Here is a 14169-nt window from a genome sequence, read left to right as displayed (position 1 = left end):
TTGACGCCCTCGCCGGTGGCCACCCCCCGTCGAAGGTGTCCGTCACCACGGACTCCTCATGCGGAGTCCGACCACGCCTCGCTCTCCTGACCCTCGCTCCCGGCCGTGCCGGTACCGGTGTTCCGCCCGCGGTCCGGGTCCACCGCCTGCTGCCGGTTCTGCTCGTTCCGTACCGCGGCCAGCGGGCCCAGGTGTCGCTCGGCGCTGTCCAGCAACCCCAGGTCGGCCTTGGTGTGCGCGATGGCCGCGTCGATCAGAAGGGCGACCAGCGGGTCGTCGTTGTGCGCCCTGCGCTGCTGTGCGAGGCCGGCCAGTTCGGAGAGGTACGTCTGCCGCTGGCTCTCGACCAGGGTGGTCAGCGCCCGAGTCCCCAGGGAGACGGCTCCGAGGAGCTTCAGGAAGACCTCGTCGCGAAAGCCGCCGGTGCGTACACAGGCGGTGGTCGCCCAACTGCCCACCTCGGCACTGCCGGCGGGAGTCAGCGTGTACAGGTTCTTGTCGGGCCGGTCGCTCTGTGAGACCTGCGAGCGCGTGACGTATCCGTCCCGGACGAGCCGGTCGAGGATCTGGTACAGGTGGCCGATGTTGAGGCCTCCCCACTGGGGGCCGATGGTCTCCTCGAACTGGGCCTTGAGTTCGTAGCCGTGACTCGGACGCTGCGTCAGGAGCGCGAGCACGGCGTGGTGAAGCGGCATATACATCCCTCCTGCATTGTGACAATGTACCGTTGAATTGCGGCAATGTAGGGGAGCGGGGGCTGTTTTCATGGCGGTGAGCGTTGCGTTGCGAGGGGTGAGCCGGCGGTACCCGGGGCTGATCGCCCTGGACGGCGTCGATCTGGAGGTCGCGCCCGGTGAGGCCGTGGTGCTGACCGGCGCGTCCGGCGCCGGCAAGTCCACGGTGCTGCACGTGACCGGCGGGATGGACCTGCCCGACGAGGGCAGCGTGGAGATCGACGGAAAGAAGCTGCTGCCTCGGGACCTGGACGCCCATCGGCGGCGCATCGGTTTCGTCTTCCAGCGCTTCCATCTACTGCCCGCACTCACCGTGCTGGACAACGTACTGGCGCCCGTGCTCCCGCGCAGAGTCGACTTCGACCGTCGCGAGCGCGGCATGGAACTGCTGGAGGCGGTCGGTCTCGGCGGACGGGCGCACGCGCTTCCGGCGGAGTTGTCGGGCGGCCAGCAGCAACGCGTCGCGGTGGCACGCGCGTTGATCAACCGGCCGGGGCTGCTGCTGGCCGACGAGCCGACGGGCAATCTCGACAGCGTCATCGGCCGGGAGATCATCGACCTGCTCATGTCCCTGCGGGAGCGCTACGGGATGACGATGCTCATCGCCACCCACGACCCCGAGGTCGCCGCGAACGGCGACCGGGTGGTGCGCCTCCAGGACGGCAGGATCACCTCGGACCAGCGGATCACGGCATCCGGCGACGTGCTCGACCGGCTGGGAGGCCTGCGCCCGTGATAGCCATGATCATCGGTCAGCTCCGGCGCCGACGCGGACGTGCGATGGCGCTGGCCGCCGGAATCCTCGTCGCGGCGACCAGCTTCACCCTGCTCACCTCGACCGTGCACACCAGCCAGGCGGCCACCGTGGGCACGGTGCGCGCGAACGCGAGGTCCGCGTACGACGTCCTGGTGAGGCCGCCGAACTCGCAGACGGACGTGGAGCGGGAGAGCGGCCTGGTCGCGTCGAACTTCCTGTCCGGAACGTTCGGCGGCATCACCATGGAGCAGTACCGGCACGTGCAGGGGATGGCCGGAGTCGAAGTGGCGGCGCCTGTCGCCAACATCGGCTATCTGATGGTCCACAACACGGTCTCCGTCGATGTGTCGCGCTTCCTCGACAGCAAGGCTTCGCGGCAGATGCTGCGTCTCGTCCCGACGCTCTCCGCGGGCCTGAACACCTATCGTGCCGCCGATCAGTACGTCTACCTCACCCGCAGCCCCATCACCTCCGGGAAGGACGACCTGTTCGAGTCCGACACCCTGGAGAAGGCCGCGATCGACAAGAGCACGCGGCGGTACGTGATGAACGGCAAGTACAACGTGTGCTTCTACTTCAACGGAGACAAGTCGGCGCAGACCAACTTCAACATGGAACTCCCTTTGAAGGAGAACATGATCGCGGAGGACCTCAGCGACAGGTCCGCCTTCGACCCCGACCTGCACTCGCGCCTCACCTGTCGGTCCGGGCGGGGGAAAGCCGTCGTCGACATCCCCGTCGCGTACCCGGTCCTGCTGTCCGCCGTCGATCCGCGGGCCGAGGACCAACTCGTGGGCCTGCGCCGCACCGTCACCTCCGGTCGGATGCTCACCTCGCAGGACAGGCCGAAGGTGGTGCCGCCCTCGAAGAACCCCAACGGGCAGCGGGAGACGTTCGTGCCGGTGGTGCTCAGCAGCCGCCCGCTGACCTCGGGGAGGATCAGCGCCACCGTCGAGCGACTCGACACCGGAGACCCGGCCAAGCTGCCTTCCAGGCTGGGCAATCCGACAGCCAACACCTTCGTCAAGAACCTGCGCGGCGCACCCGTCGGGCGGGTCGGCGCCGACCTCAGCACGGGTTTCCGTAAAGCGGTGCCCACGTTCGGGGTCGACAGCACCAACTACTGGACGGTCGGCCCCGTCACCTACCGGCGGACCTCCGGCGGCGAACTGACCGTACAGCCCCAGCCGCGCCAGAAGCCCGACCTGTGGGTGACCAACCTCAACCAACAGCCGGTCCCGGACGTCCCCGAGGAGAACACCGGCCCGCAGTACCGGAAGGTGACCAGCCACGCGTCCACCTTCTGCGGTCCCCTGGGGCAGTGCGAGGAGCTCGACTTCGGTCGCGTGCCGGACCCGATCATCCACGTCGTCGGCCGCTTCGACACGGCCAGGCTGCCCGGCTTCTCCCCGCTGACCGAGGCCCCCCTGGAGACCTACGATCCTCCCCAGGTGACCGGCGAGGACGAAGCCACCCGCACAACGCTGAACGACAAGCCGATGCGGCCCGACCGCAACCTGGGCGGTTACCTCACCCCGCCCCCCACCATGCTCACGACGATGGACTCCGCCACCGCGCTCATCAAGAACCGCCGTGTCCCGAGCCTCCAGGACAAGGCGCCGGTCAGCGCGATCAGGCTCCGCGTGGCCGGCGTGACCGGGGTCGACGCCGCCTCCCGCGCGCGGGTCAACGCCGTGGCCGGCGCCATCCGTACCGCCTACCCCAGGCTTCAGGTCGACGTGACCGTGGGCAGCTCGCCCACGCCGCAGACCGTCGCGCTCAGCGCCACGGCACACGTGACGGAACGCTGGGTGGACAAGGGTGTGGCGCTGCGGATCCTCAAGGCGGTCGACACCAAGAGCGCCATCCTCTTCACCCTGGTCCTGGTGGTCTGCGCCCTCTTCCTCGGCCAGGCCGCGCTGGCCTCCGTGCGCTCCCGGCGCACCGAGATCGGCACACTGCGCTGTGTGGGCTGGAGCGGTACGGAGGTGCTCCGGCTCATCCTGGGCGAGCTGGCCGTGATCGGCCTCGCGGCAGGTGCAGCGGGATCGCTCCTCACGTACGGGCTCGGCACACTGCTGGGACAGCCGGACGCCGGAGCCAAGTCACTCCTCGTCCTTCCCGTGTCGCTGCTCCTGGCGACAGTCGCGGGCCTGATCCCGGCCTGGCTCGCCACCCGGATGGGCCCCATGCAGGCCGTCCTGCCGCCGGTGAAGGCGACCCGGCGAAGCCGCCCCGTGCGCTCGGTGGCCGGGATGGCCATGCTCAACCTTCTGCGGGTCCGCGGCCGCACCCTGCTCGGCGCGGCGGGGCTGGCCCTCGGAGTGGCCGCCTTCACGGTGCTCCTCTCCCTGACCCTGGCCTTCCAGGGGGAAGTGGCGGGATCGCTCCTCGGTAACGCGGTGGTGGCACACGCACGCGGCGCCGACTACCTCAGCGTCGCCCTGTCCCTGGTGCTCGGCGCCGCGGGAGCCGTCGACGTCCTCGTCCTCTCCCAGCGTGAACGCGCGGCCGATCTCGCCGTACTGCGGGCAACCGGCTGGACCAACCGCGAACTCGCGCTGCTGACCCTCTACGAGGGGATCGGGCTGGCCCTGCTCGGCGGCCTGTCGGGGGCGGTCCTGGGCCTGGGGGCCGTGCTGGCGCTCGGGCAGGGTGTGCTGCAGGGACATCTCCTCGCGATCGCCGGCGCCGCGCTACTGGCCTCACTGGCCGCCACGGCACTGGTCAGCGCCGCCCTGACGGTCCCCATCCGCAAACTCTCCCAGATCGCCCCGGCCCACCTGCTGGCCGCCGATTGATCCCGCAGCACAGGTCCGGATCGAGGGAGGGAAGGGGCGTACGGGTTCAGGTGGCATCGCTGCCGTTGTCTGATCGAGCCTTGCTGATGGACGGACGAGACGGCGGGTGCCATGATCACGCCTCGGGGCACAGGCCCTCGCACGTCAGGGGGACTCCGTGAGGCTGTATCTCGTCATACCGTCGGTTCTGCTGGCGCTGCTCCTCGTCGTCTCCGGGGTGGCGGCGGTCACTCGGGGCTGGGTGTTTCCCTGGAATCGCCGCCGCGTTCGCACCCCACGCGTCTACGGCTGGGGTCAGCTCGTGGCGGCCTTCGCGCTGTTCTGGCAGGCGGCCTTCGGCCTGGTGATCGGCGATTCCGACGTCCGCGCGGTCGGGACGCTGATCGGTTCCGGCATTCTCCTGTCCGGCATCATCACCATGCTGGTGAGTCAGTTTGTCGGTGGCCAGAGGGTTCGCGGGGACGTCGGGCAGCACGGGAGGCTCGGGTGAGGGGCGACCGACAGGCTCCCTCCAAGGGCTCTACGGAGCCGGCGCTTCGAGTGTGCGGGCGTGACGGGACCGGACCGGTGTGGCCCTCGCGCGGTGCGACCGCGTCGTCGGGCAGTGGCCGCAGACCGCGGTTCACCGTCGTGTGACCACTCCGACGCCCGGTAACCACCTGTCGGGCCACAACGGCCCGGTGTCACGGACCCACTCCGGCGTCCCCGGGAACACCAGGTGGGTCGGTCACGCCTTCTCACTGCCCGTCCGGCACCCGGATCAGGCGCAGTGCGGCGCTCGCCCAGTCGCCGGTGGGCAGGTCGATGTCCAGTCCGTACTCGGTGAGGACGGTCGCGTGGTGCACCGTGCCGGTCGCGACGTCCCGGTAGCGGGTGCCCGGTGGCAGGCCCCGCAGCCGGACGGGCAGCCGGGGGGCGCCGTGGCGCGGGCTGCGCCGGTAGGCGAGCAGCAGGAGTTCGCCCGCGTCGTCGGCGAGATACTGCACGGCCGAGACGCCGTCCCCGAGTGGTTCGCCGAGCCTGAACTGGCGTCCCCACTGGACCAGATGACGTACCTCCTTGTACTCCGCGACGAGTGCGGCCGCCTCGGCGAGGTCCGCGTCAGGCCAGTGGGCCAGGTCGCCACCGATGCCCAGCAGACCGGCCCAGGCGACGTGGAAGCGGAACCTGAGGGGGACGGTGTGCCCGGTGAGCTGGTTCGGGACGTCGGTCACCCAGGCGGACATCACCCGGGCCGGGTAGACCTGCCCGAATCCGTGCTGGATCGCCAGTCGGTCCACGGCGTCGGTGTTGTCCGAGACCCAGGCCTGGTCGGTGCGCGCGAGGATGCCCGGATCGACGCGGCCCCCGCCTCCGCTGCACGCCTCGATGCGCAGTCCGGGGTGGTCGGCGCGGAGTCGGTCGAGGACGTCGTAGAGGCCCGTGACGTACCGGGTCCACACCCGGTCGTCGCCACCCGGTTCGCCCGGCCAGCCGGCCTCGCCGACGGCACGGTTCATGTCCCACTTGAGGAAGTCGATGGCGTTGTCGGCGACCAGGCGGGTCAGCCAGCCGTAGGCCCAGTCGGCCACGTCCTGCCGGGCGAAGTTGAGGACGAGCTGGTTGCGCATCTCCGTACGGGCGCGGCCGGGCATGTGCAGGACCCAGTCGGGGTGGGTGCGGTACAGGTCGCTGTCGGGGTTGACCATCTCCGGTTCGACCCAGACGCCGAAGCGCATGCCGAGGTCGTGCACGGCGCGCGACAGCGGGCCGAGCCCGGCGGGGAAGCGGTCCGGCGCCGGTGTCCAGTCACCGAGGCCGGCCCGGTCGCTGCGCCGGGCGCCGAACCAGCCGTCGTCCACGACGTACAGCTCGACCCCGAGCCGGGCCGCGCGCTCGGCCAGATCGAGCTGGCCGGCCTCGGTCACGTCGAAGCCGGTGGCCTCCCACGAGTTGTAGAGCACGGGAGCGGTCTCGTCCGCGTGCCGGAGGACGCGGGTGCGTACATACGCGTGCCAGGCGCGGCTCGTGGCACCGAATCCGCCGTCGCTGCACAGCCCGGCGAGGACGGGCGTCGTGTACTCCTCGCCCGGCTCCAGCGGCACGCGCGTGCCGTCGTGTCCCGCGCCGCCGGTCAGGCCCGCGCGCCCGTCCGGGGTGCGCTGCACGGTCAGCCGCCAGTTCCCGCTCCAGGCGAGGACCGTGCTCCACACCCGTCCGTGGTCCTCGTCGGCCTTCCCGTCGTCGAGCATGGCCCAGGGGTTGGCGTGATGGCTGGTGATCCCGCGCCGACTGGTCAGTACCGTTTCGCCGTACGGCGCCGGTTCCCGGCGCAGCTGGGTCTCCGCGGACCACTGCCCGGTGACGTGGCTGAGGCGGTAGTCGGCCAGCGGCGGCAGCGTCCACGCCCCGGAGTCGGCGCGCAGCAGCTCCACCGGACTGTCTCCGGCGTTGCGCACCACGGTCCATCGCTCGATCACGTCCGTGTCGGCGTGCACCCGGTAGTGCAGGGCGACGTGGACCGGGTGGAGGCGGTCACGGAAGCCCAGGATCAGTTCGGCGGTGGGGCCGTCGTGTGTGACCCGGTGTTCCGTCGGCAGCCATTCGAAGCCGCGGGAGCCGTCGGCGTAGCGGAGTTGCAGGGACGGCGGACCGTACCGGGTGCCTCCGTCGACGGGCAGCTCCTCGCCCACCGTGGGCCTGCCCTCGAAACTGCTGGGCGGTTCCTTGGCCGGCTCGACCAGCGCGTCCGCCTCGTCGAGCGTCAGACGGGGCCCCCAGGCCACATGGCAGGGAGCGCCGGTCTCATCGATCCGCAGAGCGTACGCCGTGCGCGGAGTGGTCAGCAGCCAGACGCCGGTGGCCGGGGACTGGGAGATGGGCGACGACATGGGCCTCACGATCCGGAAGGTGGCTAACGCGCACCGAAGCCAAGCCCCTCCTTGGATTGTCTGTCAACCCCTGCCGCTCGAAGGAGATTTGAAGCCGAGACGGTGTTTCACCGGGCGTGTCCAACGGATCTGACTTCTTTCATTGACACCGGAAATTAACAGTCATAGGTTCCCGGCCATGCAGTCGCCCCCCGCTGTGGAGACGTTCCCGGCCAACACGCCGGCCGCCGCCCAGGTCTTCACCACGGTTCTCGTGCACGGCCCCCTCACCCGCCTCGAGGCCGCCGGACGTTCCGGCCTGTCGCCGGCCGCCGTCACCAAAGCGGTCCGGCCCCTGCTGGAGGCCGGCTATCTCCAGGAGGACGCCAACGAGGAGGCACCTCCGGCCCTCGGCCGACCCGCCAACCTCCTGAGCGTGGACGGCGGACGGGCGTTCTTCGCCGGTCTCAAGGTCACCGGCGACGAGATCATCGGCGTACTGGCCGACCTGCGCTGCCGGGTACGGGCCCACCGGCGCCTTCCGCTCGACGGCCGCGCCCCGGAGCAGGTCCTCGCCTCGGCGGCGGAACTGGTGCGCGAACTACTCGCCGAGGCAGCGGAGTTCGGGGTCCCGGTACTCGGACTCGGGATCGCCGTCTCAGGCGACGTGGACCGCGCCGAGGGCACCGTGCGCTACTCGCCCTTCCTGGACTGGCACGACGTGCCGCTCTCCGAACTCGCCTTCGTGGCCTGTGGGTTGCCGGTCACCCTGGACAACGACGTGCGTGCCCTCACCGTCGCCGAGCAGTGGTTCGGCGGCGGCGCCGGACTCTCGGACTTCGCCGTCGTCACGGTCGGCGCCGGTATCGGCTGCGGTCTCGTGGTGCACGGCAGGGTCGTCGCCGGCGCGCACGGCGTCGCCGGCGAGATCGGCCATGTCACCGTCGACCCGGCCGGCCCGCTCTGCCACTGCGGCAACCACGGCTGCGTGGAGGCGATCGCGGCGGACGGCGCGATCCTCACCCGCGTACGAGAGGTCACCGGCGTCGACGTCGCCGACATCGCGCAGGCCATCGACCTCGCCCACAGCGGCGACGAGCGAGTCCGAGCCGTCTACGCCGCGGCGGGCGACGCGATCGGCAAGGGCATCGCCACCGTCGCCAACCTGCTCGGACCCGCCCGCGTGATCATCTCCGGCGAGGGCCTCGCCGCCTACGACCTGTTCGCCGACCAGATCCGCGACGCCTTCGCCGCGGCGGCCTTCGGATCCGCCGCCCGGTGCGAGGTGCACACCCGCCCGCTGCCCTTCGAACAGTGGGCACGCGGCGCCGCCGCGACCGCCATCCAGTCCTTCATCAACGCGAACCACCAGCTCCCCAGCGGACTCACCGTCGGCTCGGGCAAGAGCTGAGCCGCCCCGCACCACCCCCCACCAAGAACCCAGGAGGCCCGACCCATGCGGTCACCCTCGTACTCCGCCACGCCCCGACGCGTCCTGAGAACCCTGGCCGCCCTCGCCCTCTGCGCGGGCACCATCGGCGTCGCCACCACCGCCGAGGCGGCACCCACCGCCCCCGGCACGACCACCCCCGGCACCAGCACCGACCCGCTCGCGGCCAAGCCCTACATGGGCTGGTCGAGCTGGAGTATGCAGTCCTCCAAGTACCCCGGCCTCAACACCGACGGCGACTACAGCTGGCTGACCGAGGCCAACGTCCTCAAACAGACGGACGCCCTCGCCGTCAAGCTGAAGAAGTACGGATACGACCACGTCAACATCGACGCCGGCTGGTGGCGGGACAACGCCTGGAAGCCCGAGTTCGACCAGTACGCGCGGCAGAAGGCCGACCCCGGCCGCTTCCCGCGGGGCATGAAGGCCGTCGCCGACCACATCCACGCCAAGGGACTGAAGGCGGGCATCTACCTTCCGGTCGGGCTGGAGAAGGAGGCGTACGACGACGGCAAGGCGCCGGTCTGGAACGCCCCTGGCTGCACCACCGCCGACATCGTCTACAGCGACCTGCGGACCACCAACGGCTGGGACAGCGCGTACAAGCTGGACTTCGCCGATCCGTGCGCCCAGAAGTACATCGACTCCCAGGCGCAGATGTTCGCCGACTGGGGCTACGACTTCCTCAAGCTCGACGGCGTCGGTCCCGGCTCCTTCAAGAGCGGCGACAACTACGACAACGTTGCCGATGTCGCCGCCTGGCACCAGGCCATTGCCACCGCCGGCCGCCCGATCCACCTGGAAATATCCTGGTCGCTGGACATCGGCCACGCCGCCGACTGGAAGAAGTACTCCAACGGCTGGCGCGTCGACACCGACGTCGAGTGCTACTGCAACACGTTGGTGAGCTGGGAGAACTCCGTCGACGACCGCTTCGACGACACCCCGGCCTGGACCCGGCACGCCGGCCCGGGCGGCTGGAACGACCTCGACTCCCTCGATGTCGGCAACGGCGAGATGGACGGTCTGTCCAAGGCCGAGCGGCAGACCTACGCCACCCTGTGGTCCATCGCCAAGTCCCCGCTGTACACCGGCGACGACCTGACCAAGCTCGACTCCTACGGCGTCTCCCTGCTGACCAACCCCGAGGTCCTCGCCGTCGACCAGGGACCCAACCCGCCCGCCGCGCCGGTGACTCCCTCCGACCCGCAGCAGGTGTGGGCCGCCAAGAACCACGACGGCACCTACACCGTGGCCCTGTTCAACCTCGCCGACCGTCCCGCCTCCGTGAGCGCCGACTTCTCCACCCTCGGTTTCACCGGCAAGGCGAAGGTCCGCGACCTCTGGAACCGCGAGAACCTCGGCACGCGCACCGACCGCGTCACCGAGGCGCTGCCCGCCCACGGCTCCCGGCTCTTCACCGTCACCCCGAACGGCCGCTCCCTCGCCTGGACGGGCGTCGAGGCCGAAGCAAGCGGCAACACCCTCGCCGGCAACGCCTCCATCGCCGACTGCGGCGCGTGCTCCGGCGCCAAGAAGGTCGGAAACCTCTACCAGGGAGGCAAGTTGACCTTCGCCGACGTGGTCGTACCCAAGGCGGGCCAGTACCAGCTCAAGGTCTCCTACATCAGCGGCGACGCCCGCTCCGCCCTCGTCTCCGCGAACGGCGGCGGCGCCACCGGCCACAAGTTCCCTGCCACCGGTGACTGGTCCACGGTGAACAGCGTCTACGTCCCGGTGACGCTCAAGGCCGGGGTCAACACCGTCACCTTCGACAGCGGCACGGGCTACGCCCCCGACATCGACCGGATCGACGTACCGAAGTCCTCCTGACACCACCCGGTGGCCCGGCCCGCCGGGCCGGGCCACCGGACCGACTTCTGGAGCCGCCATGAACGCACGTCCGGACCACCCCAGCAGGAGAACGGCGCTGTCCCTGGCCGCGACCGCCGGTCTCACCGCGGCACTCGGAGGCCTGCCCGCCTTCACCGCCTCCGCCGCGCCGATCCGTCCCACCGCCGACACCCCACGGGCCGACGGTAACGTCGCCGACCAGCTGTGGTGGCAGGCCCCCGGCGATGAACACTCCATGATCGAACAGGGCCTGCCGGTCGGCAACGGCCGCCTCGGTGCCCTCGCGAGCAACGACCCGGGCCGCGAGCTGCTCCTCGTGACCGACGCCACCCTGTGGACCGGCGGCCTCAACGACACCCTCGACGCCGACGGCCAGTTCCCCTACGGACGCGCCGACTTCGGCTCCATGACCCTCCTCGCCCGGCTCACCGTGGACATCCCCGACCACGACCTCTCGGGCGTCACCGGCTACCGCCGCACCCTCGACCTCGACCAGGGCGTCGTCACCACCTCCTACGTGCACGCCGGCGTCACCTACCGGCGTCAGCTCTTCGCCAGCCGCCCGGACGACGCGATCGTCCTCCACTTCACCCGCAGCGGTGCGGGCCGCTACACCGGGACCATCACCCTCGCAGGCAGCCACGGCGAGAAACTCACGGACGCCGAGTCGTTCGGCGCCTCGTTCCCCAACGGCCTGCGCTACGGCGCGGCCATCAAGGCGTACGGCAACGGTGGCCGGGTCCGGGTCAGCGGCCCGAACATCGAGTTCGCCGGCTGCACCGACCTCACGGTCGTCCTCAGCGGCGGCACCAACTACGCACCCGACGCCGCCCACCACTACCGCGATCCGTCACTGGACCCGCAGCGGCTCGCCCGCGCCAAGGCCGCCTCCGCCGCACGACACTCGGCTCCCACGCTCCTGCACACCCATGTCGCCGACTACCAGCCCCTGTTCCGGCAACTGAAGCTCTCCCTGGGGGAGTCGAGCACCGGACAGCGCTCCCTCGACACCTGGTCGCGGCTGCGTTCCCGGTACGAGAGCGACCTGCCGGACCCCGAACTGGAGGCCGCCTACCTCCAGTACAGCCGCTACCTGATGATCTCCGGCTCGCGCGGCAGCCTACCCATGGGACTGCAGGGCCTGTGGCTCGACGGCAACGACCCCGACTGGATGGGCGACTACCACACCGACATCAACCTCCAGATGAACTACTGGATGGCCGACCGGGCCGGTCTGTCGCAGTGCTTCGACGCCTTCGCCGACTACTGCCTCGCCCAGTTGCCGTCCTGGACCGAACTGACACAGCGCCTCTTCGGCGACCCGCGCAACCGGTACCGCAACTCCACCGGGAAGACCGCGGGCTGGACGATCGCGGTCTCCACCAACCCCCATGGCGGCAACGGCTGGTGGTGGCACCCCGCCGGCAACGCCTGGCTCGCCAACAGCCTGTTCGAGCACTACGAGTACACGCGGTCGCGGGAGTACCTCGCCAAAATCCACCCGCTGCTCAAGGGCGCCTGCGAGTTCTGGGAGGCCCGGCTGATCACCACGACCGAGCCCGGCACCGGCCGCGAGGTCCTGATCGCCGACAGCGACTGGTCGCCCGAGCACGGCCCCCTGGACGCCCGGGGCATCACCTACGCGCAGGAACTGGTGTGGGCCCTGTTCGGCAACTACGCGCAAGCAGCAGCGGTGTTGGGCCGCGACTCCGCCCACGCGCGCAGGATCGGCGCACTGCGCGACCGCCTCCACCTGCCCCAGGTCAGCCCCACGACCGGCTGGCTCGAGGAGTGGATGTCCCCCGAGAACCTCGGCGAGACCACCCACCGCCATCTCTCCCCGCTCGTCGGCCTCTTCCCCGGCGACCGGATCCGCCCCGACGGCTCCACCCCCAAGGACATCGTGGCCGGCGCGACCGCACTCCTCACCGCGCGCGGCATGGACAGCTTCGGCTGGGCCAACGCCTGGCGCGCACTGTGCTGGGCCCGGCTGAAGAACGCCGACAAGGCGTACCGTCTCATCGCCACCAACCTGCGCCCCTCCGTCGGCGGCGCGAACGGCACCGCGTTCAACCTGTTCGACATCTACGAGGCAGGGCCGGGACGCGGGATCTTCCAGATCGACGCGAACTTCGGTACCCCCGCGGCCATGATCGAGATGCTGCTGTACTCCCGCCCCGGACACCTGGAACTCCTTCCGGCGCTGCCGTCGGCATGGGCCGCCTCCGGGTCCGTCGAGGGCGTCCCGGTACGCGGCGGATTCGTCGTGGACCTGGCCTGGCGACAGGGCCGCCCCACCCGCCTGCGCGTGACCAGCACAGGCGGCCGTACCACCGCGGTGGTCTTCGACGGGACGTCCAGGACGGTGACGCTCGAACAGGGCGAGACCGTCACGCTCAAGGACTTCAGCCGATGAGGGCCGCAGCGCGGGCGCGGCTGGCCGTCCTGGCCGCCGTCCTGGGAACCGCAACGGTGGTGCAGCCGCTGTCCGCGACGGCCGAGGCGGCGAACGGCACGCACGATGTCGTCACCTGGGCAGCAGCGGCCGACCGGGTCGGCGACGGCGTTGCAGACCGCGGCTACCGGCTCGTCGTCCACACGAGTGTCGGCGGCGACAACCTCCGGGTGCGCGTCTCGAACGCCTTGGGGGACCGCCCCGTCACCTTCGACAGCGTCTACGCGGGACTGCAGTCCTCCGGCGCCGGGCTCGTCCGCGCCAGCAACCGGAGACTGACGTTCGCCGGGACGCGGGCGGTCACCGTCCCGGCCGGAGCGACGGTGTACAGCGACCCGCTCCCCGGCAAGGTCGCGGCGGAGAGCAACCTGGTCGTCAGCCTGCACAGCCCCGACGCGGCAGGTCCGGCCACCGGTCACGGCATGGCCATGCAGACCTCGTACACCACGGAAGGCGACCACACGGGCGAGGAGAGCGCCGCGAACTGGGCCGGAACCACCGGCTCGTGGTTCTACCTCGATGCCGTGACCGTGCGCGCGCCCTCCACCACGGGAACCGTGGTCGCCCTCGGGGACTCCATCACGGACGGCTGGCAGTCCAGCACCGACCTCAACCGCCGCTGGCCCGACGATCTCGCCCGACGCCTGCGGACCTCCACCGCCACCACCGTGCGCGGAGTGGCGAACGAGGGGATATCCGGGAACAAGGTCCTGGCCGACGGCGCCGGCCGGAGCGCCCTGAACCGCCTGGACCAGGACGTGCTGTCCCACCCCGGCGTACGCACCGTGTTCCTCTTCGAGGGCGTCAACGACATCAAGGCGCACACCGGTGTGACGGCACAGGACATGATCACCGGATACCGGCAGATCATCGAACGCGCGCACGCGGCAGGCACATGTGTCGTCGGAGCGACCATCGGGCCGTTCAAGGGCTGGTCGGAGTGGGACCCCGCCGCCGAGACCGTCCGGCAGACCGTGAACGCGTTCGTCCGCGACAGTGGCGAGTTCGACGCGGTGACCGACTTCGACAAGGCGCTGCGCAGTCCGTACGACCCCGAGCGCGTCCTGCCGTTCTTCGACAACGGCGACCATCTGCACCCGAACGACAAGGGCATGCAGGCCATGGCCGACGCGGTGAACCCCAAGGACTTGGAGTGCCGTTCGGGTCCGTGACCCCTTCGGACCGTCCCCGTGGGCCCTGAACAGCAAAGGGGCAGATCGCCTCTGGGACGGTCCGGCATGGGCGAGGCGGCCCCCGACCCGCACCGTG

9 protein-coding genes are annotated in these 14169 nt (G+C 70.6%); 7 read left to right on the top strand and 2 right to left on the bottom strand.

Going from position 1 to position 14169, the window contains the following annotated elements:
- Nucleotides 1-56: 56 nt before the first annotated feature.
- The gene (locus ABZT74_RS20725; RefSeq protein ID WP_356436845.1) at nt 57-695 is read right to left on the bottom strand and encodes a PadR family transcriptional regulator; all 639 of its coding nucleotides are present in this window, start codon (nt 693-695) and stop codon (nt 57-59) included.
- A gap of 70 nt (nt 696-765) precedes the next feature.
- Between ABZT74_RS20725 and ABZT74_RS20720 the strand changes: the two genes are divergently transcribed.
- From ABZT74_RS20720 to ABZT74_RS20710, 3 genes are all read left to right on the top strand, one after another.
- Nucleotides 766-1470, top strand: a complete 705-nt coding sequence (locus tag ABZT74_RS20720; RefSeq protein WP_356436842.1) for an ABC transporter ATP-binding protein — start codon at nt 766-768, stop codon at nt 1468-1470.
- Nucleotides 1471-1475: 5 nt separating this feature from the next.
- Nucleotides 1476-4292, top strand: coding sequence for an FtsX-like permease family protein (locus ABZT74_RS20715; RefSeq protein WP_356437092.1), 2817 nt, complete (start codon nt 1476-1478; stop codon nt 4290-4292).
- Nucleotides 4293-4449: 157 nt separating this feature from the next.
- Nucleotides 4450-4782: a hypothetical protein gene (locus ABZT74_RS20710; protein WP_356436839.1), complete on the top strand. Its 333-nt coding sequence runs from the start codon at nt 4450-4452 to the stop codon at nt 4780-4782.
- 247 nt (nt 4783-5029) lie between these two features.
- Here ABZT74_RS20710 and ABZT74_RS20705 read toward each other — a convergent pair whose 3' ends face one another.
- Entirely contained in the window at nt 5030-7162 is a 2133-nt protein-coding gene (locus tag ABZT74_RS20705; protein WP_356436836.1) for an alpha-galactosidase, read from the bottom strand.
- 178 nt (nt 7163-7340) lie between these two features.
- Between ABZT74_RS20705 and ABZT74_RS20700 the strand changes: the two genes are divergently transcribed.
- Genes ABZT74_RS20700 through ABZT74_RS20685 form a run of 4 tightly spaced genes read left to right on the top strand, consistent with a single transcriptional unit; the run spans nt 7341 to nt 14072 of the window.
- Entirely contained in the window at nt 7341-8552 is a 1212-nt protein-coding gene (locus ABZT74_RS20700) for an ROK family transcriptional regulator (protein ID WP_356436832.1), read from the top strand.
- A 45-nt stretch (nt 8553-8597) separates the two neighbouring features.
- Nucleotides 8598-10424 carry a CBM35 domain-containing protein gene (locus ABZT74_RS20695; protein WP_356436829.1) on the top strand — a complete coding sequence of 609 codons (1827 nt, stop codon included), beginning with the start codon at nt 8598-8600 and terminating at the stop codon, nt 10422-10424.
- Nucleotides 10425-10482: 58 nt separating this feature from the next.
- Nucleotides 10483-12861, top strand: coding sequence for a glycoside hydrolase N-terminal domain-containing protein (locus ABZT74_RS20690; protein ID WP_356436826.1), 2379 nt, complete (start codon nt 10483-10485; stop codon nt 12859-12861).
- Nucleotides 12858-14072, top strand: coding sequence for an SGNH/GDSL hydrolase family protein (locus ABZT74_RS20685; protein ID WP_356436823.1), 1215 nt, complete (start codon nt 12858-12860; stop codon nt 14070-14072). The genes ABZT74_RS20690 and ABZT74_RS20685 overlap by 4 nt, the downstream gene beginning before the upstream one ends.
- Nucleotides 14073-14169 lie beyond the last annotated feature (97 nt).

The sequence above is a fragment of the Streptomyces sp. NPDC005302 genome (genome assembly GCF_040607345.1).
Taxonomy (GTDB): Bacteria; Actinomycetota; Actinomycetes; order Streptomycetales; family Streptomycetaceae; genus Streptomyces.
This window is presented reverse-complemented; position numbering and strand designations above follow the sequence as displayed.

Bases quoted from the DNA above. Each gene is read 5' to 3' on its own strand.
- ABZT74_RS20690 (WP_356436826.1), top strand. From the start codon at position 10,483: ATGAACGCACGTCCGGACCACCCCAGCAGGAGAACGGCGCTGTCCCTG.
- ABZT74_RS20700 (WP_356436832.1), top strand. From the start codon at position 7,341: ATGCAGTCGCCCCCCGCTGTGGAGACGTTCCCGGCCAACACGCCGGCC.
- ABZT74_RS20720 (WP_356436842.1), top strand. From the start codon at position 766: ATGGCGGTGAGCGTTGCGTTGCGAGGGGTGAGCCGGCGGTACCCGGGG.
- ABZT74_RS20695 (WP_356436829.1), top strand. From the start codon at position 8,598: ATGCGGTCACCCTCGTACTCCGCCACGCCCCGACGCGTCCTGAGAACC.
- ABZT74_RS20685 (WP_356436823.1), top strand. From the start codon at position 12,858: ATGAGGGCCGCAGCGCGGGCGCGGCTGGCCGTCCTGGCCGCCGTCCTG.
- ABZT74_RS20705 (WP_356436836.1), bottom strand. From the start codon at position 7,162: ATGTCGTCGCCCATCTCCCAGTCCCCGGCCACCGGCGTCTGGCTGCTG.
- ABZT74_RS20725 (WP_356436845.1), bottom strand. From the start codon at position 695: ATGCCGCTTCACCACGCCGTGCTCGCGCTCCTGACGCAGCGTCCGAGT.
- ABZT74_RS20715 (WP_356437092.1), top strand. From the start codon at position 1,476: ATGATCATCGGTCAGCTCCGGCGCCGACGCGGACGTGCGATGGCGCTG.